Origin of the sequence: Thiohalocapsa halophila (assembly GCF_016583825.1) — a bacterium.
Lineage (GTDB): Bacteria > Pseudomonadota > Gammaproteobacteria > Chromatiales > Chromatiaceae > Thiohalocapsa > Thiohalocapsa halophila.
Map to the genome: position 1 here is coordinate 52,808 of NZ_NRRV01000021.1, position 23,309 is coordinate 76,116.

Below are 23,309 nucleotides of genomic sequence, written 5' to 3' on the forward strand. Positions count from 1 at the left end.
TGCTGTTGCCCGGGAGCTGTTGAAAGTCGGCGAGCCTTGCCCGTCGCGGGCGCTCAGTCGCCGCGCACCACCCGCAGTGTGTGCCGCGCGATCATCCGCTCCTCGTCGGTGGGGATGACCCAGACCTCCGGGCGGCGGTCCGCCGGACTGATGCGCGCACCGTCGCCGAAGCCGCCGCCGCTGTTGGCGTCGGCGTCGATCTCGATGCCGAGCCAAGCGGCATCGGCGCAGACCCGGGCACGGATGTCGGCGTCGTTCTCGCCGACGCCGGCGGTGAACACCAGCGCGTCCAGGCCGCCGAGGGAGGCGGTGAGCGCGCCCAGGGTCTGGCCGATGCGGTAGACGAAGTAGTCGATGGCCTCGGCGGCGCCGGGGTCGTCGCTCTGGTGCAGGGCGCGCAGATCGTTGCTCACGCCGGAGAGACCCAGCAGGCCGGATTGTTTGTACAGCAGCTGCTCCAATGCCTCGACGCCGAGGCCGTCCTCGCGCATCAGGAACAGGAGCACGCCGGGGTCCAGCAGGCCGGGGCGGGTGCCCATGGGGATGCCATCGAGCGCCGAGAAGCCCATGGTGGTGTCGATGCTCTGCCCGTCGCGGATGGCGGTCATGCTGCAGCCGCTGCCCAGGTGCGCGACGACGACGCGCCCGGCGGCAACTTCGGGGGCGATCTCACGGAGCTTCTCGACAATGTACTCGTAAGAAAGCCCGTGGAAGCCGTAGCGCTTGACCCCCCGCTCCAGCAACGCCCGCGGCAGGCCCAGCTGCTCGGTCACCTTGGGACGGCCACGGTGAAAGCCGGTGTCGAAGCAGGCCACCTGCGGCAGCTCCGGATGGTCCGCAGCCACGGCCTGAATGGCCGCGAGGTTGTTCGGCTGGTGCAGGGGCACCAGCGGGATCAGGCCGGCCAGCTCGCGGGTGATCTCCGGGGTGATCCGCACGGGCCTGGCATAGGCTTCGCCGCCGTGGGCAACGCGGTGACCCACGGCCATGATCCGCCCGCCGTCGGCGAAGTCCTCGAGCCAGCTCCAGATCTGCTGGAAGGCGCTCCCATGGCCGGTCTCGGCTCCGGCCCCATCCGTGACGGGTTGCCACCAGCTCTCGGACAGGACTTGCCCGCCGGTGCCCTTGGCAATAAAGTGCGGCCGGGTGCCGATGCCCTCCACTTGCCCCTTGGCGAGCAACGCCGGCTCGTCGCCGCCGGCAGCTTGGGAGTCGGCGTCGTCGACGCGATAGACGGCGAACTTGATACTCGATGATCCGGCGTTGAGGGTCAGAATCAACGCGTTCGAGGCAGCGCTCATGGCCAGCCCCCTCAATGCAGAGGCTTGTCGTGCAGGCCCTGGCGCACGGCGTGCGCATGCAGCACCGCCGTGGCCGCCGAGGCCCGGCGGGTGCGCACGCTGTCGGCGCGGGAGGTCAGAATGATCGGCACCCGGGCACCGAGGACGATGCCGGCGGCTTCCGCATTGGCCAGGAAGATCAGCTGCTTGGCGAGGATATTCCCGGCCTCGAGATCCGGCGCGATCAGCACGTCGGCCACCCCGGCAACGTCGGAGTCGATCTTCTTGATCCGCGCCGCTTCCAGGTTGATGGCGTTGTCCATCGCCAGCGGCCCATCCAAGAGGCCGTCTCGGATCTGGCCGCGGTCGGCCATTTTGCAGAGCGCAGCGGCATCCAAGGTCGACTGGATCTTGGGCCGAACGGTCTCGACGGCGGAGAGGATGGCCACCTTCGGTCGCTCCACGCCGACGGTGCGGGCCAGATCGATGGCGTTTTGGCAGATGTCGCGCTTGGCATCCAGGTCCGGCGCGATGTTCACGGCGGCATCCGACACCAGCAGCAGCTTGGGATAGGTCGGCACGTCCATGACGAAGATATGGCTGATGCGCCGCTCGGTGCGGATGCCGGTGGCTCTGTTGAGCACCGCGCCCAGCACCTCGTCCGTGTGCAGGCTGCCCTTCATCAGGATCTCGGCGGTGCCCGCGCGGATCAGCTCGACGGCGTGGGCGGCGGCCGCATGGCTGTGCTCGACGTCGACGATGTCGGCGCCTGCGATGTCGATGCCGTGCTCCTCGGCCACGGCGCGGATGCGCTGCTCGGGGCCGACCAGCGTCGGCGCGATGAAGGTGGCCTCCGCCGCCTCCATGGCGCCTTCCAGTGAGACCTGGTCCACCGGATGCACCACCGCGGTGGGGATGGGCTCCAGCGCGCGGACCTTGTCGAACAGGGCCGCGAAGCTGTCGTGGTGGCGCACCGAGACCTCGGCGAGCTCCGCCACCTCGATGCGCTGCTTCTCGGTGGGGGCGAGGACCACGGCGCGGCCGGTCATCACCGGCTCGCCCGCTTGGTTGACCACGGAGCAAGACAGCTCCACCAGGCTGTCCGGGCGCTTCTCCACCACCTTCACCTTGGCGGTGAGCGTGTCGCCGAGCTGTACCTGGCGATGGAACTCCGCGTCTTGGTTGCGGTAGACGGTGCCCGGACCCGGCAGGACATTCGCCAGCAGGCTGGAGATCAGCCCCGTCGCCCAAAGGCTGTGGCCAACGACGCCCTTGGCCCCCTGGGCGCGGGCATAGGCCGCGTCCATGTGAATGGGATTCAAGTCACCCGAGACCTTGCTGAAGAGCGCCAGGTCGTCGCGGGTCAGGGTACGCTGCAGCTCGGCGCTCTGGCCGGGCTGGATCTCGTCGTACGTGCGGTTCTCGAGGATATCGCCCATGGCACTCGGTCTCAGCGTGCACCGTCACCGCCTCGCGGTCACGGCACTTGTTGCATTGCACAACAGGCTAGGTCACCGGCGTTGCGGGTGCGTGAATCATTGCTGACCGTTTTGTGACGGCCGCATACCTAGCCAATTGCCGTAGCGTCTGGGCATTGTGGATGACCAGGCACTTCACGCGGCAACCCGGATACACTTACCCGGAACGGTCGGTGCCGCGTATCCTGCCCTGGGTCATTGAATATCCGGCACCTGCGCCAGCACACGCTCCACAAGGACCTCAGGCAGCGGCACGAAGCTCAGGTCCGCGGCCATGGCTTGTCCCTCCTCGCCGACTGCCCAGGTAACGAAGTCGCGCAGGGCCTCAGCGATGGCATCGTTGCCGTGCTCGCGGTAGAAGAGCATCCAGGTGAGCGTGGTGATCGGATACGCGCCAGGATCGGACGGGTCCGTCACCCAAATTCGCAGGTCATCGGTGGAAAAATCCGCGCTCGCCAAGGCAGCCTGTCCGGACTCTTCATCCGGCACGACGAAGTTGCCGGCGGCGTTCTCCAACATCGCGACCGGTGTATTGCTCCGGCTGGCGAAGAAGTACTCCATATAGCCGATGGCACCGGGAGTGTTGCTGACCAGTGCCGCGACACCATCGTTGCGGGGCGCCCCGACAAAGTTCGACTTGCCTGGCCACGCCACGCTGGTGCCCGTACCGATCTCCTCCCGAAAGCGCTCGTTGATCGCGGACAGATGCTGGGTGAACACAAAGGTGGTCCCCGAGCTGTCGGAACGGCGTACAACCGTGATCTGCCGATTGGGGAGATCGATGTCCGGATTCGCCTCGAGGATCTTCGGGTCGTTCCAGCGCGTGATCTCGCCGGCGAAGATCAGCGGGTAGACGGCTCGCGGCAGTCGCAGTTCATCGACGCCGCGGAGGTTGTAGGCAAGGACGATCTCCCCGGCCGTCATCGGCAGAATAACCACGCCGCCGTCGACCTGATCGATCTCCTCATCGGTCATCGCCGCATCGCTGGCCGCGAAGTCCACGGTGCGGTTGATCAGATTGCGTACGCCGGCACCACTACCCACGGACTGGTAGTCGATACGCACGCCCGGCGTTTCGCGATTGTAGTGACGGAACCAGGCGGAGTACACGGGGAACGGAAAGCTGGCACCGGCACCGGTGATGCGCAGATCCCGGGCGTGAAGGGGCATGCTTTGCGCGAGCGCAAGGGCAAGGGCGCAGACAACGGCCGAACTGAGTAAAGGACGCATGACGGTGAACTCCGGTGAGACGAAGGAATCCTGGGTGCGGCGAGCATCCGCAGCGTAGCAGCGCTGCATGACGACCGAATGACTACTGGAGACCGACATCCCAAGGGCCGTTCTCGGTCCGTTTGCTTAGGCGCCGGCCGCCCTCAGCCGAAAGGGCCCCATTCACACCGCTGCGCCATTTGTGGATCGGTGCCCGCGCCTTGCTCGAAGCCCGTAATGCGTTACAACCTCGACAGATGTCTGCGTGCAACGGATCAGCTTGCCGTTGCCAGCTTTGGTTCCCGCATTCAGTCGCTTCGGTATTCATCTTCGGGGGTGGTTGGGCATTTGACCCAGCGTCGGTGGATTTTCCCCAAAGCAGCAGACCTTGGGGGATACCGCACGGAGCGCACTCAGGCCATTTGTGCGCAAGGCGGCAGCCAGGACTGCCCGTCGGGATTGGCCTCGTCGTTGCTGGACGGGGGTTGCCTTTCAACCCATCTCCGCAGGAGCAGTCCATGTCCCGCTTCAACCCCCTGCTGTTCGCCATGCTGGCGGCCGTCGTCGCCAGTGGTCCGGCCATCGCGGCGGACCAGATCCGCATCGTCGGCTCGAGCACCGTCTACCCCTTCTCCAGCTATGTGGCCGAGGAGTTCGGGGAGACTACCCGCTTCCAGACGCCGGTGGTGGAGTCCACCGGCTCCGGTGGTGGGCACAAACTCTTCGGCGCCGGCGTCGGCCCGGATACGCCGGACCTGACCAACTCCTCACGCAAGATGAAGGTGAGCGAGCTCAAGCGCGCCCAGGAGAACGGCGTAGAGAAGATCACCGAGGCGGTGATCGGTTACGACGGCATTGCGCTCGCACAGAATGTCGATAACGAGCCGGTGGACCTGTCGCTCGAGGAGCTTACCCTCGCGGTGGCGGCAAAGGTGCCGAATCCTGACGGCGGGGACGGTCTCGTGGACAACCCCTATACGCAGTGGGACCAGATCGCTGCGCGTCTGCCGGCGCGGGAGATCAAGATCTATGGCCCGCCGACCACGTCCGGCACTCGCGATGCGTTCGAGGAGCTGGCGATGGAAGCGGCGACCGAAGACATGGCAGGCTATGCCGAGCCCTACACGCAGATCCGCCAGGACGGGGCCTGGATCGACTCCGGTGAGAACGACAATCTGATCGTGCAGAAGCTCGCCAAGGACAAGGCGGCCTTCGGCGTGTTCGGCTTTAGCTTTCTGGACGAGAACCGCGACCAGATTCAAGGGGCGAAGATCGGCGGCGTCGCACCGCGCCCGGCGACCATCTCCTCCGGTGAGTATCCGCTGTCGCGCAGCCTCTACTTCTACGTGAAGAACAACCACGTCGGCGAAGTGCCGGGGCTGATGGAATACGTGCAGCTCTTCATGAGCGAGGCCATGATCGGCCCGGACGGGGCCCTCAAGGCCATTGGTCTCGTGCCGCTGCCGCAAGACCTGCGCGCTGCCTCCCGCGAGCGGGTGCTAAGCCTCGTCCCGCTGGCGCTGCAGGACGGCCGCCTGAGCACGCTCAAGGCATACGCCGAGTCCAGACAGGACGGCGAGCCGATGGCCCGCAACTAAGGCACAGGAAGGTCCCGGGCGGCGACCCGACGATGGCCGCCGCCCGGGTCGCAGCCCGGTGGAGCTGCCACCATGCAGGACATCAATCCCACGCTGCTCGTGCTGGTCACCGCAGCGCTCGCAATGGCGCTCGGACGTCTCGCATATCACTTCACGTTACGCCGGACCGACGCCATCACCGCTTCGGGCGAGGAGCTGCGCTCGACGCCAGATTACTACGGCTGGTATGTACTGGTATGGATGTTTGTGCCGGTGCTGGTGCTGAGCCTGGCGGCGGCCGCACTTGAGCTCGCTGACGTCGTGCGGGTGCCGGGCCGCTGGATCGCGGTTGCCTGGGTGGTACTGCCGCTCGCACTGATGCTGCCGGCGCTGGGCCTTGTGCGCGCGCGGCTCAATGCGCGAGTGCTGGTGGAGCGGGTGATCTACGCCATCTTGCTGGCGGCGGCCCTGGTGTCCATCTTCACCACCGTCGGCATTCTCTTGTCGGTGCTATTCGAGTCCATTCGCTTCTTTGGCCATCCCGCCGTGACGGTGACGAATTTCCTGTTCGGCACCGATTGGTCGCCTGGCGGGGCCTTTCTCGCGTCCGCCGGTCGGGGTGCCGAGCAGGGCACAGGAGCCAGCTTCGGCGCGGTGCCACTGTTCGCCGGCACCTTCATGATCACGGGCATCGCAATGCTGGTGGCCGTGCCCGTCGGCGTGCTATCGGCAATCTACCTATCCGAGTATTCAGCCGGCGCCGTGCGCAAGCTCGGCAAGCCGCTCATCGAGGTGCTGGCCGGCATCCCGACGGTGGTGTACGGCTTCTTCGCGGCCATCACCGTCGCGCCGCTGATCGTCCGCGCGGCAGCGGCGCTCGGGCTCGATGCGAGCTATCAGAACGCCCTGGCACCGGGGCTGATCATGGGCGTGATGATCATCCCGTTCATGTCGTCGCTCTGCGATGACGTCATGAGCGCGGTGCCACAGACCCTGCGCCGGGCCTCCTACGCGATGGGGGCGACCAGCCGGGAGACGATCATGCAGATCGTGCTGCCCGCGGCCTTCCCCGGGATTGTCTCGGCTTTCCTGCTCGCGGTGTCGGTCGCCATCGGCGAGACCATGATCGTCGTGATGGCCGCCGGACTCACGGCCAACCTGACGGCGAATCCGCTTGAGACCATGACGACGGTGACTGTGCACATCGTCGACAACCTCACCGGCGATCAGGCTTACGACAACCCCCAGACGCTGTCGGCATTCGGCCTCGGACTCACGCTCCTGATCATGACCTTGCTGCTGAACGTGGCTTCGGCCATTGTGATCCGGCGCTACCGGATGCGTTATGCGGCTGACTGACCGGAGCAACCCGTGATGGCAACAAGACGCCAGCAGTCGGCCCGTGATGACCCGCGGCGCGACCTCGCCGGCGCCGCTTGGGCGCACGAGCGCGAGGCCGAGCTCACCAGGCTGCGCCGGCGCCGGCGGCGGGACCAGCGGTTTCGCGCCTATGCAGTCGGCGCTGTATTCTTGGCGAGCGCCTTCCTACTGTTCTTCCTGTCGGATTTGGTCATGAAGGGCTGGCCCGCGCTACAGCAGGCAGAGATCCTGACCGAGGTGCGCTTCGAGCCCGACATCCTGGACGACATCGGCGTCGCGTTTCCGGAGCCCGTGCGCGACCTGGTGAGCCGTGCCGCCAAGCGTAGTATCGCGCAAGAGGCCGAGATCGCAGAGATCCGCGTGCCGGTACAGCTCGACGCAGCGGCCAAGGCTCCCCGGACGGCAGTCCAGCCGCTCAGCATCACGCAGGCGGACATGCCCCCCTGGGAGCGCGACTTCGAGCCGACGACCATCCCGCGCAAGCAGCTGTTGACACTGGTCGGCGAGCGGGGGCTCGATCAGATCCGCACGCGGCTGATCGAGTCCCCGGCTACGCCCGAGGGAGCGACAAGCGCCTCCGGTTCGGTGGCAATGTGGCTCGTCGGCTCACCGAAGCTACAGCGGTTCATGCGCGGTCAAGGCAGGCTGCCCGAGAGCCTGCACGAAACGGCCGCACTGCTGGAGCGCGCGGGCCAGGTGCGCATGGGCTTCGATCACGCCGCCTTCGGCCCCGACGGCAAGACCCTCCGCCGTTGGGTCCTCGCGGACGCGGACGTGGACCAGTACCTGAAGGGCTATGACTACATGCGTCCCGGGAACTATGCAAAACCGGACCGGGCGCCCATCAGCCGAGAGACGGCGGAGCGTATCGAGCGTCTGCACGCCGCGGGTCGCATCGAGCTCCGCTTCAACGACGAATTCTTCCTGCGCGGAGACTCGAAGATCCCCGAGGCCGCCGGCATGCGAGCGGCCATCATCGGCTCGGTCTATGTCGTGGGCTTGGTGTTCCTGGTGGTGCTGCCGCTGGGCGTGCTGACCTCGATCTACCTGGAGGAGTACGCGCCGGACAACCTACTCACCCAGACCATCGAGGTGAACATCAACAATCTCGCAGCGATCCCCTCCATCCTCTTCGGCGTGCTTGGGCTCGCCGCCTTCATCAACTTTTTCGGCATGCCGAGGTCATCGGTCATGGTGGGCACGGCCGTGCTGGTGCTGATGACGCTGCCGGTAGTCATCATCGCCTCCCGCGCGGCGCTGAGAGCCGTGCCGGACTCCATCCGCTACGCAGGCTATGCGATGGGCGCGAGCCGTTGGCAGGTGGTGCAGCACCATGTGCTGCCGCTGTCCATCTCCGGGATCATGACCGGCAGCATCATCGGCATCGCCCAGGCCATGGGGGAGACGGCGCCACTGCTGATCGTCGGGCTGGTGTCCTTTGTACCCGAGGGGCCGACGACACCGCTGGACCCGACGACCGTGATGCCGGCGCAGATCTTCTCCTGGTGGTCCATGTCGCTGCGGGCGTTCCAGGAGCGCGCGGCCCTCGCCATCCTGGTGCTGCTGTTGGTGCTGTTCACCCTGAACGGGCTCGCGGTGCTGATCCGTGCCCGCTCGGAGCGCAAGTGGTAACCCGAGTGATGCCGGCTTCGCCCCCTATCCCCGAGCACCAACTTTCCAGCGGCCCGGGCGGCAATCGCCCCGCCCCAACAAGCCTCACGCGAGCACATTCATCGACTGGCTTCACAGCCGAAGCCGAGGAGACCCACGATGGTCACCCGATCGGAGCGACGCGACGCCATCTCCTCCCAGTTCCAATCCCTTGTCAAGAACCGCCCAACGCCCGATGGCACCGACGACGGCGACGCCATCCTGGAGCTGGATGACTTCTCGGTGTTCTACGGTGACTTTCCAGCGGTGCATCGTCTAAGACTCGGCATGCCGCGGCGGCAGATCACGGCCATCATCGGCCCGAGCGGCTGCGGCAAGAGCACGCTGCTCAACGCCATCAACCGGATGACGGACCTGATCCCCGGCGCCCGCGTTAGCGGCCGCATGCGGCTCAACGGCGAAGAGGTCTACGGGAATCGCATGGACGTCATCTGGCTGCGCCGACGCATCGGCATGGTGTTTCAGAAGCCAAACCCCTTCCCGAAGAGCATCTATGACAACGTGGCCTATGGTCCGCGTCTGCACGGCAAGCGCGACCGCGACGAGCTGGACACCATCGTCGAGCGCACGCTGAAGGAATCCGCCCTCTGGGAAGAGGTCCAGACCCGGCTGCACGCGAACGCCATGAGCCTCTCCGGCGGCCAGCAGCAGCGTCTGTGCATCGCCCGCGCACTCGCGATCGAGCCGCAAATGGTCCTACTGGATGAACCGACATCCAGCCTCGACCCGCAATCCACGGCCCGCATTGAGGCCCTGCTGGAAGAGCTCCGTGGCCACTACACCGTCATCATCGTCACCCACAACATGCAGCAGGCGGCACGGGTGTCCGACTACACGCTTTTCCTGTACGAAGGAGAGCAGATCGAGTTCGCGCGCAATACCCAGCTGTTCCTGAACCCTCAGCAAGAGCAGACCGAAGAGTACATCGCCGGACGCTTCGGTTGATGCTTCCAGCCGATAATTCACGAGCGGCGCAAATCGAGGAACGCTCTATAACCTCTGATCTGGATCGAAGTTCATCGCTAGCCGCCCACCTCATGTTGGGTAGGGGTCGTCCTAGCGCCGCCCCACCCATGGTATGAGCGCCGTTGACTGGATGCGCCGCGTCGGCAAGCAAGTCTCGTAAGGCTCCCCCGACCAGCTCGGCGAACAGCATGTGCAGGAAATGGGCCCCTGTTCCACCAAAACGAGCCGTGCTTGCTTGCTGCCTGCCAGCCTTGCCGCAAGAGGTACCTCGAATTCGCCGCCGGCACGAGCCCGTCGCGAAGACCCTGTAGTAGGGTCACTGGCGCTCGGATCTGCCCTGTTCTCTCGCTGAGAGCTTCCAGTTCGCGGCGCAGTGCGAGAAGCTCGACGTTGACGCGGGCAAGCGCGCATGGCAGGCGACGGCGAATAATCCTGGTCGCCGCCAGCCGCTGCTGGGGGTGCGTCACCAAATGGCTGACACGCTGCGCTGCCCTTGGCGGCATCAAACCTGCGCGTCTTTGCTGGCCGATTCACAGATACTCAGATACGAGCATAGCGGAGGGCGCACGGGGCAATGGCGTCGGCGCCGATGCTTCGGCTTAAAGCGCCGTCTCGGCTTCTGTGCGCGTCTCAAAGATGTGCGGCGCCAGGCCGCGGTCCTGAATTGCCGTGCCCAGCTTGTCGCGCAGGAATGCACTGGTGGTGTAGCGGGTGATCTTGCCGTAGTAGTGCGTGACCATGTACTCCACCACGCGGGCGTACGCATCCAAGGCGGGCTCGCTGACCTCGAATCCGTCGTAGTTGACGATGACGTCGACCTGCTTGCCGATCTCCTTGCACCGGCGCTCCACCGCGTCCTGGATGTCTTGGGCGTCTTTCGGCGTGCGGAGCTTCAGACCCTGGAAATTGAGGAAGAGCAGATTGCGCTCGGCGTCGTAAGAGATTCGATCAAGGAGGGAGATCGCCAGCAGCGAGTCTTTCAAGCCCATCGGCTCGGGGCTGAAGATCCGCGGGTCCATGGTCTGCGGATGCTCGATGATGGGCCGAAACGCCATGTAGGGCAGGATGTCCCGCTCGATGTCGATGCCGGGTGCCACTTCGGTGAGCGCCAAGCCCTCCGGCGTGAGCGCCAGGACGCAGCGCTCGGTGACATAGAGCACACGTTTGCCCTGCTGCGCCGCGTATTCGCCGCTGAAGGTCACTTGGTCGATCGTGTCGACGAACTTGCGGTATTTGCCTTCGCTCAGAATCTCCAGCTTACCGTCGCCGACCTTGACTTTCAGGCCGCCCGCCATGAAGGTGCCGACGAAGATGACGATCCGGCTGTTCTGGGTGATATTGATGAATCCGCCGGCACCGGCGAGCTTGCCGCCGAAACGGCTGACATTGATGTTGCCCCGGGCGTCGCACTCGGCCAGACCGAGGACCGCGAGGTCGAGCCCTCCGCCGTCGTAGAAGTCGAACTGCTGGTTCATGTCGAGCTGCGCGGCCGCATTGATCGACGTACCGAAGTTGAGCCCGCTGCCGGGCACGCCGCCGATAATGCCGGGCTCGGCGGTGAGGGTCATATAGGGCAGAAGATGCTCTTCGGCGGCAATGTTGGCCACGCCCTCCGGCATGCCGATGCCGAGGTTCACCACGGCATTCGGCATCAGCTCGAAGGCGGCACGACGGGCGATGACCTTGCGCGCGTCCAGCGCCATCGCCGGCAGCGCATCCAGCGGCACGCGCATCTCGCCGGAGAGCGCCGGCGAATACTGGGTGCCGTAGGTCTGCCAGTGGTGCTCCGGGGTCGCCACGACCACGCAATCCACGAGAATGCCCGGCACCTGCACCTGCCGCGGCAGCAGCGCGCCTGTCTCCGTGACGTACTCCACCTGGGCGATGACCAGGCCGCCGGCGTTCCGCGTCGCCATCGCGATGGCGAGCGTGTCCTGGGTGAGCGCCTCGCGGTTGAGCGTCAGGTTGCCGTCTCCATCGGCCGTGGTTGCACGGATGAAGGCCACGTTGGGCGTCGGCGCCTTGAAGAACAACATCTCCCGCCCGCCCAGCGTGATGATCTCCACCAGGTCCTCTTCGGAGCAGGTATTGACCTTGCCCCCTTCCAGCCGCGGATCGACGAAGGTGCCCAGCCCAACCGGAGACACACAACCCGGTTTGCCCGCGGCGATCTCGCGGTACAGATGCGAGATTACGCCCAGCGGCAGGTTGTAGGCCTCGATCTTGTCGGCAAGGGCAAGCTCGCCGATCTTTGGCACCAGCCCCCAATGGCCGCCGATGGCGCGCTTGATCAGCCCCTCGTGCGCAAGGCGATTGGCGCCTTGGTCCTGACCGTCGCCGGGACCGCCGCCGAAGAACAGCGTGAGCTCTCGCGGCGTGCCGGTCTCGAGGAAGCGCTTCTCCAGGGCAACGCCGAGCGCGTCGGGCACCCCGACGACACCGAAGCCCGAGAACACCAGGGTGTCGCCGTCGTGGACCAGCCGCACGGCCTCTTCGGCGGAAACGAGCTTATTGGTCATGATGCGCCTCTCTATTCCATGCACCAGCCGTGGCTGACGATGAGCGACTGCCCGGTAAAGGCGTTGCTCGGGTGCGCGGCGAGGAACAGGGTCGCCTCCGCCACGTCCTCCACGGTTGTGAACTCACCGTCGACCGTGTCTTTCAGCATGACGTTCTTGACCACCTCCGCTTCGCTGATACCGAGCTCCTCGGCTTGCTCCGGGATCTGCTTGTCGACCAGGGGCGTCCTGACGAACCCCGGACAGACGACGTTTGCCCGCACCCCGTGCGCAGCCCCCTCCTTGGCCACCACCCGACACAAGCCGAGCAGGCCGTGCTTGGCCGTCACATAGGGCGCCTTGAGCTGGCTCGCCACTTTGGAGTGCACCGAGCCCATGTAGATGATCGAGCCGCCCGCGTTTTGGGCGTACATCCGCTGCAGGCAGGCGCGCGTGGTCAGGAAGGCACCGTCGAGATGGATCGCGAGCATCTTCTGCCAGGTCTCGAACGGAAGCTCGTGGACGGCGCCGATCATCTGCACACCGGCGTTGCTCACCAGCACGTGGACGCCCCCAAGCTCGCTTGCGACGCGCTCGACGCCGGCGTCCACCGCCGCATCGTCGGTGACATCCATGGCGACGCCGATGGCTCGGCCGCCGGCATCGCGGATCTCGCCGGCGACCGCCTCCGCCCCGTCCAGATTCAGGTCGGCGATGGCGACTCTCGCGCCCTCCCGGGCGAAGGCGAGCGCGATGCCGCGGCCGATTCCGCTGGCGGCGCCCGTCACAATGGCTACCTGGTCTCTCACGCGCATGGATGCGACCTCCGGATTTCGAAAGCGATGGATAGGCGCCCGGAATCGGCGCCCGAGCCGTCAGCCGACGGCGTGCATGCCGCCGTCCACGAAGAGCGTCTGCCCGGTCATCCCCGAGCCACCGGCACCGACCAAAAAGGCCGTGAGGGCGCCCACTTCTTCTTGCGTGACCAGGCGCTGCAGCGGCGCGCGCGCTTGGGCCGTGCTCAGCAGCTCGTCGAAGCCCGCGATCCCCGACGCGGCACGGGTCATGATCGGCCCCGGCGAGACGGCATGGACACAGATCTTCTTCGGGCCAAGCTCCAGCGCCATGTAGCGCACCATGCCCTCGAGCGCGGCCTTGACCGGGCCCATGATGCCGTAATGCGGGATCGCCACATTGGCGCCGTGGTAGGTCATGGTCACCAGGGTCCCGCCCTGCACCATGTGCGGCTCGCAGAGCCTGCCGAGCTCGGCGAAGGTGTGGCAGGAAATGGCCATCGCCTGATTGAAGCCGTCGCGACTGCTGTCCGTGACACGGCCATGCAGGTCGTCGGCGGGCGCCCAGGCGATTGCATGCACGGCGAAGTCGAGTCCGCCCAGACTCGCGACGCCCTGTTCCACGAAGCGCTCCAAGGCGCCGGGCACCGTGACGTCGCAGGGGAACAGGGACGCATCCACCTGCTCGGCCAGTGGAGCGACGTACTGCTTCGCCTTGTCGTTCAGATAGGAGAAGGCCAGCTGCGCGCCCTGCCGATGGGCTTCCCGAGCGCAGCCCCAGGCGATGCTGTGCTCGTTGGCCACGCCCAGGATGAGGCCGCGCAGCCCGGCGAGCGGAAGATATGGCGTTTGCATTGTCGTCCCCGGCACATTGGCGTGGACCGGCAGTATAGGCGCCGAAAATGAACCTAGCGTGACCGTAGCTCTAGCTGGGGAACCCTCAGCAGCGGATCGAAAAAGGCCGCTTCTCTCCCGCATCGCCGCGCTCTTCTACATCTGGCAGTAGGCATGGCAGACCCTTTCCTCGCTTGCTTGGACAAAAGAGTGCATATACACTCTTAACGTGAGCAAGCGACCGGACATGCAGACGGCGTTGGCGGCGGCGCAGGGCTGTCTCGGCTTTGCGGTGCGCCGCAGCGCCAGAGCAATGGCGCAGTATTACGACGCAGCTTTGGCACCGGCGGGCATCAAGGGCACCCAGTTCGCATTGCTGAACGCTGTCTTTCTGCTCGAACGCCCGGGTATGCAGTCGCTGGCCGAGGCCCTAGGTATGGATCGCACAACGCTGACACGAAATCTGCGACCGCTGGAGACCCAAGCATTGCTGGTGCTGCAGGCCGGCGCCGACCGACGGGAGCGACACGTCGTTCTGACCGAGGCAGGTCTGGCAACCTTGACCGCTGCGCAGCGCCTTTGGGAGCAGGCGCATGGCCGGCTCGTCCATGGCCTCGGGGCGGACCGCAGCCGGCGCTTGCTCGACGACCTCAGGGATCTGACCGCGTTGGCCAAGGACGTCTGAGCCCATCGCCGCTTCGGCGGTGTTTTCCCTTCGGCAACCCGTGCCGCCAAGCCAGAGCCGATACGTGCATCTACACTTTTTTGGAGACCGCTCATGAGCATTTTGTCCCTGACCTATGTCACCTCCCCCCGTCTCGCCCGCAGCGATGCGCTGCTGGCGGCCGTCCTATCGCTTTGGCTGGGCCTAGCCCTCGCGCTGTCGCTCTCGGGCGTGCTGGCGGATGCGAGTGCCGTGTCGGTGTGGGGGTTTCCGCTGCTGATCTTCGGGCCCGTGGCCCTGTTCGCATTGCTCTACCGCATGTCACCGGCACTGCAAGGCTGGGCGCTGGGACTCGATCGGCGCCTGTTGATCGGCTTGCACGTGATGCGCACCGTTGGGCTCGGCTTCGTCTTTCTATCCTTCTACGACATTCTCCCGGCCGCCTTCGCCTACCCGGCTGGCCTCGGCGATGCCGTCGCGGCCGTCTGGGCACTCTGGCTCAGCTTCTCGCTGGCGCGGGGCGCTCCGGTATCGGATCGGGCCATTGCGCGGTGGAACTGGCTCGGCATCGGCGACTTCGTGATCGCCGTTGGGATTGGGCTCGCGCTGCGCTCCGCTTGGCTAGGCGGGGCTATACCGACTGACCCCATGGGGTCCTTCCCGCTCGCATTGATTCCGCTGTTCGGCGTGCCGATCCTGGCAATCAGCCACCTGATCATTGCCTTGCAGCTGCGCCGCAGCATCTCTCGCACTACGCCTTAGTACACAGCCTCTCCGACGCAGCGGAGGGATTACCGCTGCCTGCGCTCCACCGCAGAATCTAGGTCTCGGCAACTGGCCGCGCACGCATCATGCAGTCCTGCAATCGTGTCACATTCTCTTAACGCTAGATCCTTATTTTAGCGACGCCGGCGCGCGTCTTCGTGGGCCTCCCACAGCGCTGTGAATCGGGATCGCGCCGGCGCTCGGCGGCTGTCGCACGGGATCGCCGGTGCCGGTGAGCGCCCCAGTCTTCTGTCCCCCAATAACGCGTGAAGACGGTAGGCGGATGCGCCTGAGGTCGACCAGATGGACAACCCCTTGGTTATCGCTTTGCTGCTCGGCCTCCTCAGCGCCTCGTCCTTGCCGCTGGGCGCCTTGCTCGGTGTGTATTGGCGTCCGGGCGACCGGCCCATGGCCTTCTTCCTGGCCTTTGGCAGCGGGGCACTCATCGCTGCACTAGCGGTGGAGCTGGTGGCGGGGGCCGTGGAGGATGGCCACATCTGGGCCATGACGCTCGGAGCGGTGCTCGGCGGCGTCGTGTTCAAGGCGCTGAATGCCCTGGTGAACAGAGGCGGCGGCTATCTACGTAAGCCGTCCACCGCCATCAATTACTGGAAGCACAAGGCCCGCACGCACCTGCACGCCACGCTAGCCGGGCTGAAGCGCTCCAGGCTGCTGGCGGCCTTTCCGCCTACGCAGCTGGAGGCGCTGTTACCGGAAATCCTGGTGCGCGAGGTCCCTGCGGGACTCACGCTGTACCGCCCCGGCGACCCGGCGGAGAACCTCTACATCGTTGAGTCCGGCGCTGTGGATCTGTTGGACCCGGAGCAGCACGGGAAAGTGCTTGAGCACCTCGGGCCGAAGAGCCTATTCGGACGCCTAAGCTTTCTCACCGGCACACCGCGCGCCACGGAGACGGTCACGAGGGAGCGCTCGCGGCTGCTGATCGTGCCGCGTCGCCCTTTCTTCGAGCTCATCGAGGAGCATCCGAGCCTATGGGAGCATTTGGCCAAGCGACTCCAGGACGAGGAAGTGACGGAGTTCCTGCACCAACGCCAGGGCATGAGCCGCGAGGCAGTGACCGACTGGGCGGCGCGCGCGGCGGCAGAGGTGGTTTCGACGGGTCGCTTCGAGCCACCGCTGGCGCCGCGGGCCGTGAGCCGGCCCCCTCCCGCGCAGCTGGCGCAGGAGCTGGGCCGCGCCGGACGCAGCAGTTTCTTCGCACAGTTGCCGGAGGCGGAGCGGGCAGCCATTGCCGAGCGGCTGGTGCTCAAGCGCGCGCCCGCTGGGCATACCTTCTTTCATATCGGTGAGCCGGGGCAGCGGCTCTACCTGCTGCGCAGCGGCAAGGTGGCGCTGCTGGACCCCGATGACCCGTCCCGGCGGCCGATCCAGATACACCCGGGCGAGGTCTTTGGTCGTTACTCGTTCTTCACCGAGGGCGAGCACACGGTGACAGCTGTTGCGGGCGAGGATTGCGAGGTGCTGGTGCTGCGACGCAAGAACTTTGACGACTTACTGCTGGAGCGCCCGCAGCTTCGGCGCGCCCTGGCCACCTACCTGCGCGGCGCCGGTGTCGCCGACTATCTGACCCGCAAGCAGGACCTGGATGCCAAGCGCGCCGCACACTGGCTGGACCACGCCGTACAGCGCATGGAGCGCGGCCAGCTTGCACCATCGCTGGCGGAGATCAAGCGCGACCTCGGCAAGCACAGCAGCGCTGCCATCGCGATCCTCCTGGGCGTACTACTGGACGGTGTGCCGGAGGCGCTGGTGGTCGGCGCCGGCGCCATTGGCGGGGGGACAGTGAGCCTGGCCCTGCTTGGCAGCATCTTCATCAGCAATTTTCCCGAGGCGCTGTCCAGCGCCGCCGGCATGCGCGCGCAAGGCTTCCGCACCGGGCGCATCCTGGCCATGTGGTTTGGGCTGATGATGATGACCGGACTCGTCGCCAGCTTCGGCGCCGCCACCATGGCTCACGCGCCCGGCGCAGCCTATGGGGTCATCGAGGGCTTTGCCGCCGGGGCCATGCTCACCGTTGTGGCTGAGACCATGCTCCCGGAGGCGTACCAGCGCGGCGGCGGCATCATTGGGCTCTCGACGCTCGCGGGCTTCTTGCTGGCGGTACTGCTGTCGGGCGCCGCCTAACCCTGCCGCTGCGCGCGGCTGCGCCCACGCGCAGCACGTTTGCGTGATTCGACCGACGCCCGCTCAGCTGCGGGTCTTTTTACTGCACAGAGGTTGAGCCATGAGTAAGCTGGACATCGAAGACCGCCTATCGATCATGGAGATGGCGGCAGACATCGCCTCCGAGGCGGCCCAGAACCCGAACGTCGTCTGGATGATCGAGTTCCAGGAGGAGCTTATCGAGCGACTCTACCGCAAGATGACAGCACTGATTGAAGAAGGGGCGCCGGACAACGGCGACGACTGAGGATCGGCTGTACGAGGTGCGCGAGTGTAGTCGCCTGCTGTCGGCGCTCCGAGCGCCGGCCTCCCCATGCGTCCACGCTGAGGCAGAGCGTCGCCCGGGCTGCGCTTCCGTGGTAATCGCTGTCGTAGGCTACCTGGTGCTGGAGATCGGCGGCCAGGCACTGCCCCGGCCCGGCTTGGGTTTCACTCGATCCGCGGGACATGACGAGACAATGACGATTGCATGACGGGTTTGCGGTGGCACGGCGGCGGATACGGGCCATAGACTCCCCCGCCGGGGCAGCGACGGAGACCTCGATAGGGCCGCCGGTGCCCCGGCATCCGTCGCGCTTTCCCATCACCGCTTTGGACCCGAGGACTAAAACATGACCCATGCCCGTCGCACGCTGGCCTGGCTGTGCCATTTGCTCATTTCCGCATCGCTGTTTGGCCTGATCGCCACTGCGCAGGCCGACGAAGAGGACCAAGACGCGCTCAGACTCCTGGGCACCGGTGCCAGTTTCCCCGCGCCGCTGTATCTGCGCTGGTTCCGGGACTACTACCTGGCCCATCCGAACGTCATGGTGGACTACCAAAGCATTGGCAGCGCGGGCGGGGTGAAGGACTTGATTGGTGGCCGTGTCGACTTCGCGGGCTCCGACCTCAAGCTCAGCGACAAGGAAGCCGCACAAGTGCCGGGCGGCGTGCACCAGCTGCCCATGGCGGCCGGCGCCATCGTAGTCGTGTACAACCTGGAAAACGTTCCGGCACTGACGCTGAGCCGCGAGGCCCTGGTGGGTATCTTCTCCGGCACGGTCGCCAACTGGAACGATCCGGCCATCGCGGCCACCAACCCGGATGCGGGCCTGCCGGACATGCCCATCGTCGTCGTGGCACGCGCCGATGCCAGTGGCACCAGCTACAAGTTCACCCGCCACCTGAGCGCCCTCAGCCCAGAGTTCGCGGCAGCCGTCGGCACCAACATGAAACCGGACTGGCCGGATGCACTGAAGGATCGGGCTGGATTGGTCCGCTCCCCCGGCAACGGCGGCGTCGCAGCCACCGTCCGGGCGGTCCCCGGCAGCATCGGCTATGTCCAGTATGCCTGGGGATTGCTGCCCGGCATCGCGATGGCGGCGCTGGAGAACCGCGCCGGCAACGTGGTTGCCCCGGGTAACGCCGCCTTCAACGCCGCCCTGACCTCGATAATGACCAACCCGGGCGTCCCCAATGCGACGGATCCGACGGGCGAAGAGGCCTATCCCATCGTTGCGGTCTCCTGGCTGATGCTTCGCGACGCGTACGAGGACCCGGCCAAGCTGCCGGCGCTCAAGGATCTCATCGACTACGCCATGGGCCCGGGCCAGGCGGTCGCCGAGCAGCTCGGCTATGTGCGCTTCCCCGAGCCCGTCATCGAGTACGTACGGCAACAACTCGACTAGCGGGATCAGTCGCGGCCGTTCGGACCACTGACATCGTCGTGTATTGGAAACTGCGCCGATGTCGGTTGCTGATCAGGATCTTTCTTCGATGTATCCCCGCCCAAGATCGAGGATCTTGAGTGCCAACGGCCAGAAACAGAAGGCTTCAAAGGGAATCTTGGTAATCAACCCCGTGCCCCCGAAGCCAACTGCGGAAACGCTCAACTTTCGTCGACAGAGAACATGTCGGCGGGAGGGTGTCGAGATAGCGGCCGAAGGCGACCCGGAGTTGAGTCTGCTCCTCCGGCTCTAGACTCGTCCAAGGGCGCAAGCCCGCTTCCGGCTTGTTCACGGTGGGTCTTGTATTCATCATTGGCACCCATCGCAGAGCGCAATCACAGCGTATTGCGCTGAATCTGTTTCACGTACGGTAAAACCCGGCCAGCTTCGAAAGCCGGGGATGCTCGCGGCACACGGATGGCCCAAGGATGGCCCGATGACGCGATCGATATGTTAGCGCCTTCCTGCCAGTGCCAACCGCTCAATACCTACTCCCAGCGGAATGCTGAGCTCTGCCCTAGGACGAACCAGAGCGAGTGCAGGCGCTCACTTTCGCCGCACTGGTGCAGCTGCTCCGTGACGCGCCGCGGGCCGAGATCTTGGCACATCCACGCGGGGAAAGGCCTCAAAAAAACGCCCGCATCAAGGTACGGGCGAGCTTACGCACTATACACGAGCAACCAGGTGGTTGAGCCGTGAGGGCCGAGGGAGGTAGCGAGCCCCCAAGCCAAGATACGCGTCTTGGTTGACCAGCTTATTAACGGCACATGACCTTAAAGCTACATCGACGAGCCGGCGCGGGGCTGAGACTACATCGGCGACCCCTGTGTCGCTCAAGTCAAGCGGCGCAGCGCTATCTCCCGAGCCGCTTGGTGGAGGCATTGCCGAACTCCTATCGGCCTTGTTCTGTCACGTCCTGGACCGCCACCTTTGTCAAGCTCGATCGCCCAGCCATATCGCAAAGCCCGCTTCCCCTTGCCGCAGCGGTACGCTAGCATACCGTCGTCATCTAATCGTCATCAATCTCGCATGGATTTCACCCAGGCCATCAAGCAGCTCCTTCCACTACAAGTTCGCATCCCGAACCCCCGGAAGCCATTGCAGCTGGAGACCCACTACGTGGCGGAGGTGTTCCTCGCCGAGACCCCGAAGGGCGTCGCAGTGGTCTGGCTGGATCCCTATTGGTGCGAGAAGCCGGATGCGGTGGTCGTGCATATCGCCTATGCCCAGCCGTCGGCGCAGACACACGCCGAGCGCTGGGTGGACAACGATCCGCGCTTCGGTCCCCGCTGCATCCCGTACCAAAAGCCCTTCGTCATGGAGCGGCTGGGGCGCGATTCGCCGGCGTGGTCCGTCTACAAGGACTGGCAGGCGCGGCGCGCCATGAAGGGCCAGGAGTGCGGCCGGCATGCCGCCTGGCAGCGTGTGGAGCAGGACCTGGGTGAGTTGGTGCAGCGCCGCCTTGCCTGAGGCGCCCGAGCTGATGCCCTGGGTAGGCACAAGCCCGGCGCGGGCCGAGCTCGGTATCACAAGAGCAGGTGCGTCTTCTCCGCCCCGTCCTTGAGCAGGGCGGCAAAACTTTTGAGCAGCTTGGGGCGGGTCAACAGCATGCGCAGGCTGTGCTTGCGGGTGTCCTTGGCGACGCTGGAGGGGTCGAAATAGGCCTTGGCGTTGTTCACGCTCAGCACGAAGGGTGGTTTGCCTGCGTGGGCGAGCATCCAGCTCATGATGAGCGCGCCTGTGCGGTGATTGCCTTCGATGTAGAGCTGCGGCTCACTCAGTACATGGATGTAGGCGCCCGCCGCCCGCCGCCAGATGGTTTCGCCGTCGAGCAGCGCCAGATACTCCGCCAGAGACTCGAACCCGCCGTCACCCTTGGCATAGAAGCGCTCCTCGGTGGCGGTGAGCGCTGCCGCGCATTCGCCGCGGAGCCGACGATCTGTGCCACAGATGACCAAAAAGTTGAGGGCCAACAGCGCCCCGGAATTACCGAGCTCAAAGGGGTCGGTACGTTCCGCAAGAAGCGCATCCACCTCCGCATAGCCAAGCATCATGTGCTCGATGACGGCGTCCGACAGTGGATCGCGGCGGGTCTCCAACTGCCGATTAATGTGCTCGAAGTCATGCTGCACGGCGCGCAGCGACTCTTCGATAGCCGGCAGATTGAGACGCGGCGCCTTGGCCATTGGCTCCGAATACGAACACAGCGGATAAGGCGGCGAGGCCTGCCGCGACTGGCAGCAGTCAAGCAGCGCTAACTGCCTGCGGCGGTGCCGCGGGGCGGAGGCCCCGCGGCGGCGAGATCATTGGATGGCGTCGACCTTCGCCCGGGCCAGCCGCACCATATCCCCGGGCAGCGGAATATACCCCATTTCCTCGGCGATGGGCTGCCCCTCCGTGAGGCCCCAGAGAATGGCGTCCTTCAGCGCGACCCGGCGCTCCGCATCCGGATACTGTTGATAGAGCAGTAGCCAAGTGTAGCCCACGATGGGATAGGCCTCGGCACCGGGCGGGTCAGGTACGAACACCCGCAGATCGTCCGGCACCTCGGGGGCGGCGCCCAAGCCGGCGCTGCCGGCGGCGGCCGTCGGCTCAACGTAGTCACCGGCCTTGTTCTGCAAGGTCGCCATCGGCAGGCCCAGGCGCTTGGCGAACTGGTACTCCATGTAACCGATACCGCCCTCGGTGACCTTCACCCGCTGGGCGACGCCCTCATTGTAATTGACTGCCATCGAGCCCCCGGGCCAATCGATCTGCTTGCCGGCGCCGGGCCCGTCGCGCCAGGCTGGAAAGGCCTCCGCGAGGTGGCTGGTGATGATGAAGGTGGTGCCGCTGCTGTCGCGGCGCACCACCGGCGTGATGGTCCGCTTCGGCAGGTCGAGATCCGGGTTGGTGGCGGCGATCCGCTCGTCCCGCCAATTCTTGATGTCACCGCTGAAGATCCCTTCGATGGCTTCGCGGGAGAGGGTCAGATCTTCCACGCCCGGCAGGTTGTAGGCGAGCACCACCATGCCGCCGGTCATGGGCACCATCACGGCGCCGCGCTCACCGACCTCGTCCAGGTCGGCATCGGACATGGCCGCATCACTGGCGCCGAAGTCGATCTCGGCGCCGCCGAAGACCTCCCCGGCCGGGTCCTTGCCCGCCAGAAACATCGCGATGCCCTTGCCGCTGCCGACGCCGGCGTATTGGAAGGCGACACCCGGGGTCTGCGCCCCGTAGATGTCGATCCATTTGTCATAAAGCGGCTTCGGGAAGGTGGCCCCGGCACCGCGAATCACCAGATCGCCGCCATCTGCCATCTGGGCTTCCCCGTCGCTGCTGTCGCCGCCGGAGCAGGCGACGAGCACTGCCGCCGCACCGGCCGCCACCAGCGTTCGCACGAACCTTCGAAGGCTTTGCATGACCGTTCTCCTCGGCTGATGAAGCGGATGACAGAGACGCATCAACTGAACTCGCCGCGCACGTACTCCTTAGTCAGGTCCTCTTTCGGGTCGTCGAAGACCTGGCGGGTGGGGCCCATCTCCACCAGATAACCGGTGCGGCCGCTCTTGGAGATGTCCACGGAGAAGAAGGCCGTGGTGTCGCCGACGCGGGTGGCCTGCTGCATGTTGTGCGTGACCAGACCGACGGTGAAGCGCTCGCGCAGCTCCAGCATCAGCTCCTCCACTTGGCGTGTGGCGATAGGATCGAGCGCCGAGCAGGGCTCGTCCATCAGCAGCACGTCCGGCTCGGTGGCGATGGCGCGGGCGATGCACAGGCGCTGCTGCTGACCGCCGGAGAGACTGAGCCCGCTGTTCTTGAGCTTGTCCTTGACCTCCTTCCACAGCGCGGCGCGCTCCAGGGCGGTCTGCACTTTCTCGTCGTAGTCGCCCCTGAATTTGTTCAGCTTGAGGCCGAAGGCGACGTTGTCGTAAATGCTCATGGAGAAGGGGTTCGGCTGCTGGAACACCATGCCGATGTAGCGGCGCACCACCACCGGGTCCACGTTGCTCGCGTAGATGTCCTGGCCGTGGTAGATGACGTTGCCCTCGAAGCGGAACACCGGGATGAGGTCGTTCATCCGGTTCAGGCTGCGCAGCACCGTGGACTTGCCGCAGCCGGAGGGGCCGATGAAGGCGGTGATCTTGTGCTTCTCGACAGGCACGACGCTGTCGCGCACGGCGAGGAAGTCACCGTAGAAGATCTTTTTGACATCGCAGTCGATGACGGTCGGGCCCTCGGGCTGGTAGGGCTCGGCGATGAATTCGGACGTTTGCGCGACGTCGGATGCGGCTACAGCGTTCATGCCGGTTACCTCAGA

The 23,309-nt window shown here is 65.7% G+C and carries 19 protein-coding genes; 10 read left to right on the top strand and 9 right to left on the bottom strand.

Annotation, left to right across the window (positions count from 1 at the left end):
• Positions 1–53 precede the first annotated feature (53 nt).
• The 3 genes from CKO31_RS10415 to pstS (CKO31_RS10425) all read right to left on the bottom strand — a co-directional run bounded on the left by CKO31_RS10415 (position 54) and on the right by pstS (CKO31_RS10425) (position 4,087).
• Entirely contained in the window at positions 54–1,301 is a 1,248-nt protein-coding gene (locus CKO31_RS10415; RefSeq protein ID WP_200236777.1) for an acetate/propionate family kinase, read from the bottom strand.
• Positions 1,302–1,312: 11 nt separating this feature from the next.
• Positions 1,313–2,719, bottom strand: a complete 1,407-nt coding sequence (locus CKO31_RS10420) for a bifunctional enoyl-CoA hydratase/phosphate acetyltransferase (RefSeq protein ID WP_200236779.1) — start codon at positions 2,717–2,719, stop codon at positions 1,313–1,315.
• A 234-nt stretch (positions 2,720–2,953) separates the two neighbouring features.
• Entirely contained in the window at positions 2,954–4,087 is a 1,134-nt protein-coding gene (gene pstS, locus CKO31_RS10425; protein WP_242475285.1) for a phosphate ABC transporter substrate-binding protein PstS, read from the bottom strand.
• A 398-nt stretch (positions 4,088–4,485) separates the two neighbouring features.
• Here pstS (CKO31_RS10425) and CKO31_RS10430 point away from each other — a divergent pair, with 398 nt between their 5' ends.
• From CKO31_RS10430 to pstB (CKO31_RS10445), 4 genes are all read left to right on the top strand, one after another.
• Positions 4,486–5,565 (top strand): PstS family phosphate ABC transporter substrate-binding protein, encoded by a 1,080-nt coding sequence (locus CKO31_RS10430; protein WP_200236781.1) that lies wholly within the window; start codon positions 4,486–4,488, stop codon positions 5,563–5,565.
• Between the two features lie 72 nt (positions 5,566–5,637).
• Complete coding sequence (pstC, locus tag CKO31_RS10435; RefSeq protein WP_200236783.1) at positions 5,638–6,903, top strand: phosphate ABC transporter permease subunit PstC; 1,266 nt, start codon at positions 5,638–5,640, stop codon at positions 6,901–6,903.
• A 15-nt stretch (positions 6,904–6,918) separates the two neighbouring features.
• The gene (gene pstA, locus CKO31_RS10440) at positions 6,919–8,556 is read left to right on the top strand and encodes a phosphate ABC transporter permease PstA (RefSeq protein ID WP_200236786.1); all 1,638 of its coding nucleotides are present in this window, start codon (positions 6,919–6,921) and stop codon (positions 8,554–8,556) included.
• Positions 8,557–8,694: 138 nt separating this feature from the next.
• Entirely contained in the window at positions 8,695–9,540 is an 846-nt protein-coding gene (pstB, locus tag CKO31_RS10445; RefSeq protein WP_200236788.1) for a phosphate ABC transporter ATP-binding protein PstB, read from the top strand.
• Between the two features lie 620 nt (positions 9,541–10,160).
• On the opposite strand, the gene CKO31_RS10450 is transcribed toward pstB (CKO31_RS10445), so the two are convergent.
• From CKO31_RS10450 to fabI, 3 genes are read right to left on the bottom strand one after another with little or no spacing between them, the layout of a single operon-like run.
• On the bottom strand, positions 10,161–12,080 hold the full coding sequence (locus CKO31_RS10450) for an acyl CoA:acetate/3-ketoacid CoA transferase (protein ID WP_207147991.1): 1,920 nt from the start codon (positions 12,078–12,080) through the stop codon (positions 10,161–10,163).
• 11 nt (positions 12,081–12,091) lie between these two features.
• Positions 12,092–12,874, bottom strand: coding sequence for a 3-hydroxybutyrate dehydrogenase (locus tag CKO31_RS10455; protein ID WP_200236790.1), 783 nt, complete (start codon positions 12,872–12,874; stop codon positions 12,092–12,094).
• 60 nt (positions 12,875–12,934) lie between these two features.
• Positions 12,935–13,708, bottom strand: a complete 774-nt coding sequence (gene fabI, locus CKO31_RS10460) for an enoyl-ACP reductase FabI (protein WP_200236792.1) — start codon at positions 13,706–13,708, stop codon at positions 12,935–12,937.
• A 208-nt stretch (positions 13,709–13,916) separates the two neighbouring features.
• Between fabI and CKO31_RS10465 the strand changes: the two genes are divergently transcribed.
• The 6 genes from CKO31_RS10465 to CKO31_RS10490 all read left to right on the top strand — a co-directional run bounded on the left by CKO31_RS10465 (position 13,917) and on the right by CKO31_RS10490 (position 20,476).
• A complete protein-coding gene (locus CKO31_RS10465; protein WP_200236795.1) occupies positions 13,917–14,372 on the top strand; it encodes a MarR family winged helix-turn-helix transcriptional regulator in 456 nt (151 codons plus the stop codon).
• 93 nt (positions 14,373–14,465) lie between these two features.
• Positions 14,466–15,113: a DUF8737 domain-containing protein gene (locus tag CKO31_RS10470; protein ID WP_200236798.1), complete on the top strand. Its 648-nt coding sequence runs from the start codon at positions 14,466–14,468 to the stop codon at positions 15,111–15,113.
• 306 nt (positions 15,114–15,419) lie between these two features.
• Entirely contained in the window at positions 15,420–17,261 is a 1,842-nt protein-coding gene (locus tag CKO31_RS10475) for a cyclic nucleotide-binding domain-containing protein (RefSeq protein ID WP_200236801.1), read from the top strand.
• 100 nt (positions 17,262–17,361) lie between these two features.
• Positions 17,362–17,547, top strand: coding sequence for a hypothetical protein (locus CKO31_RS10480; protein ID WP_200236804.1), 186 nt, complete (start codon positions 17,362–17,364; stop codon positions 17,545–17,547).
• A 364-nt stretch (positions 17,548–17,911) separates the two neighbouring features.
• Positions 17,912–18,967, top strand: coding sequence for a phosphate ABC transporter substrate-binding protein PstS (gene pstS, locus CKO31_RS10485; RefSeq protein WP_200236806.1), 1,056 nt, complete (start codon positions 17,912–17,914; stop codon positions 18,965–18,967).
• A gap of 1,068 nt (positions 18,968–20,035) precedes the next feature.
• Entirely contained in the window at positions 20,036–20,476 is a 441-nt protein-coding gene (locus CKO31_RS10490; RefSeq protein ID WP_200236808.1) for a hypothetical protein, read from the top strand.
• Positions 20,477–20,532: 56 nt separating this feature from the next.
• Here the strand turns inward: CKO31_RS10490 and CKO31_RS10495 are convergent, their stop codons facing one another.
• The 3 genes from CKO31_RS10495 to pstB (CKO31_RS10505) all read right to left on the bottom strand — a co-directional run bounded on the left by CKO31_RS10495 (position 20,533) and on the right by pstB (CKO31_RS10505) (position 23,294).
• A complete protein-coding gene (locus CKO31_RS10495; RefSeq protein ID WP_200236810.1) occupies positions 20,533–21,192 on the bottom strand; it encodes a hypothetical protein in 660 nt (219 codons plus the stop codon).
• A gap of 117 nt (positions 21,193–21,309) precedes the next feature.
• Complete coding sequence (gene pstS / locus CKO31_RS10500) at positions 21,310–22,410, bottom strand: phosphate ABC transporter substrate-binding protein PstS (RefSeq protein WP_200236813.1); 1,101 nt, start codon at positions 22,408–22,410, stop codon at positions 21,310–21,312.
• 41 nt (positions 22,411–22,451) lie between these two features.
• Positions 22,452–23,294, bottom strand: a complete 843-nt coding sequence (gene pstB / locus CKO31_RS10505; protein WP_200236814.1) for a phosphate ABC transporter ATP-binding protein PstB — start codon at positions 23,292–23,294, stop codon at positions 22,452–22,454.
• Between the last annotated feature and the right edge of the window lie 15 nt (positions 23,295–23,309).

What these genes read in the sequence shown, in the direction of transcription:
- CKO31_RS10420 (WP_200236779.1), bottom strand. Translation starts at nt 2,719, where the DNA reads ATGGGCGATATCCTCGAGAACCGCACGTACGACGAGATCCAGCCCGGC.
- pstC (WP_200236783.1), top strand. Translation starts at nt 5,638, where the DNA reads ATGCAGGACATCAATCCCACGCTGCTCGTGCTGGTCACCGCAGCGCTC.
- CKO31_RS10490 (WP_200236808.1), top strand. Translation starts at nt 20,036, where the DNA reads ATGGATTTCACCCAGGCCATCAAGCAGCTCCTTCCACTACAAGTTCGC.
- CKO31_RS10475 (WP_200236801.1), top strand. Translation starts at nt 15,420, where the DNA reads ATGGACAACCCCTTGGTTATCGCTTTGCTGCTCGGCCTCCTCAGCGCC.
- pstS (WP_200236813.1), bottom strand. Translation starts at nt 22,410, where the DNA reads ATGCAAAGCCTTCGAAGGTTCGTGCGAACGCTGGTGGCGGCCGGTGCG.
- CKO31_RS10430 (WP_200236781.1), top strand. Translation starts at nt 4,486, where the DNA reads ATGTCCCGCTTCAACCCCCTGCTGTTCGCCATGCTGGCGGCCGTCGTC.
- CKO31_RS10415 (WP_200236777.1), bottom strand. Translation starts at nt 1,301, where the DNA reads ATGAGCGCTGCCTCGAACGCGTTGATTCTGACCCTCAACGCCGGATCA.
- pstB (WP_200236814.1), bottom strand. Translation starts at nt 23,294, where the DNA reads ATGAACGCTGTAGCCGCATCCGACGTCGCGCAAACGTCCGAATTCATC.
- pstS (WP_242475285.1), bottom strand. Translation starts at nt 4,087, where the DNA reads ATGTCGGTCTCCAGTAGTCATTCGGTCGTCATGCAGCGCTGCTACGCT.
- fabI (WP_200236792.1), bottom strand. Translation starts at nt 13,708, where the DNA reads ATGCAAACGCCATATCTTCCGCTCGCCGGGCTGCGCGGCCTCATCCTG.
- CKO31_RS10495 (WP_200236810.1), bottom strand. Translation starts at nt 21,192, where the DNA reads ATGGCCAAGGCGCCGCGTCTCAATCTGCCGGCTATCGAAGAGTCGCTG.
- pstA (WP_200236786.1), top strand. Translation starts at nt 6,919, where the DNA reads ATGGCAACAAGACGCCAGCAGTCGGCCCGTGATGACCCGCGGCGCGAC.
- CKO31_RS10455 (WP_200236790.1), bottom strand. Translation starts at nt 12,874, where the DNA reads ATGCGCGTGAGAGACCAGGTAGCCATTGTGACGGGCGCCGCCAGCGGA.
- pstS (WP_200236806.1), top strand. Translation starts at nt 17,912, where the DNA reads ATGACCCATGCCCGTCGCACGCTGGCCTGGCTGTGCCATTTGCTCATT.
- CKO31_RS10450 (WP_207147991.1), bottom strand. Translation starts at nt 12,080, where the DNA reads ATGACCAATAAGCTCGTTTCCGCCGAAGAGGCCGTGCGGCTGGTCCAC.
- CKO31_RS10480 (WP_200236804.1), top strand. Translation starts at nt 17,362, where the DNA reads ATGAGTAAGCTGGACATCGAAGACCGCCTATCGATCATGGAGATGGCG.
- CKO31_RS10470 (WP_200236798.1), top strand. Translation starts at nt 14,466, where the DNA reads ATGAGCATTTTGTCCCTGACCTATGTCACCTCCCCCCGTCTCGCCCGC.
- pstB (WP_200236788.1), top strand. Translation starts at nt 8,695, where the DNA reads ATGGTCACCCGATCGGAGCGACGCGACGCCATCTCCTCCCAGTTCCAA.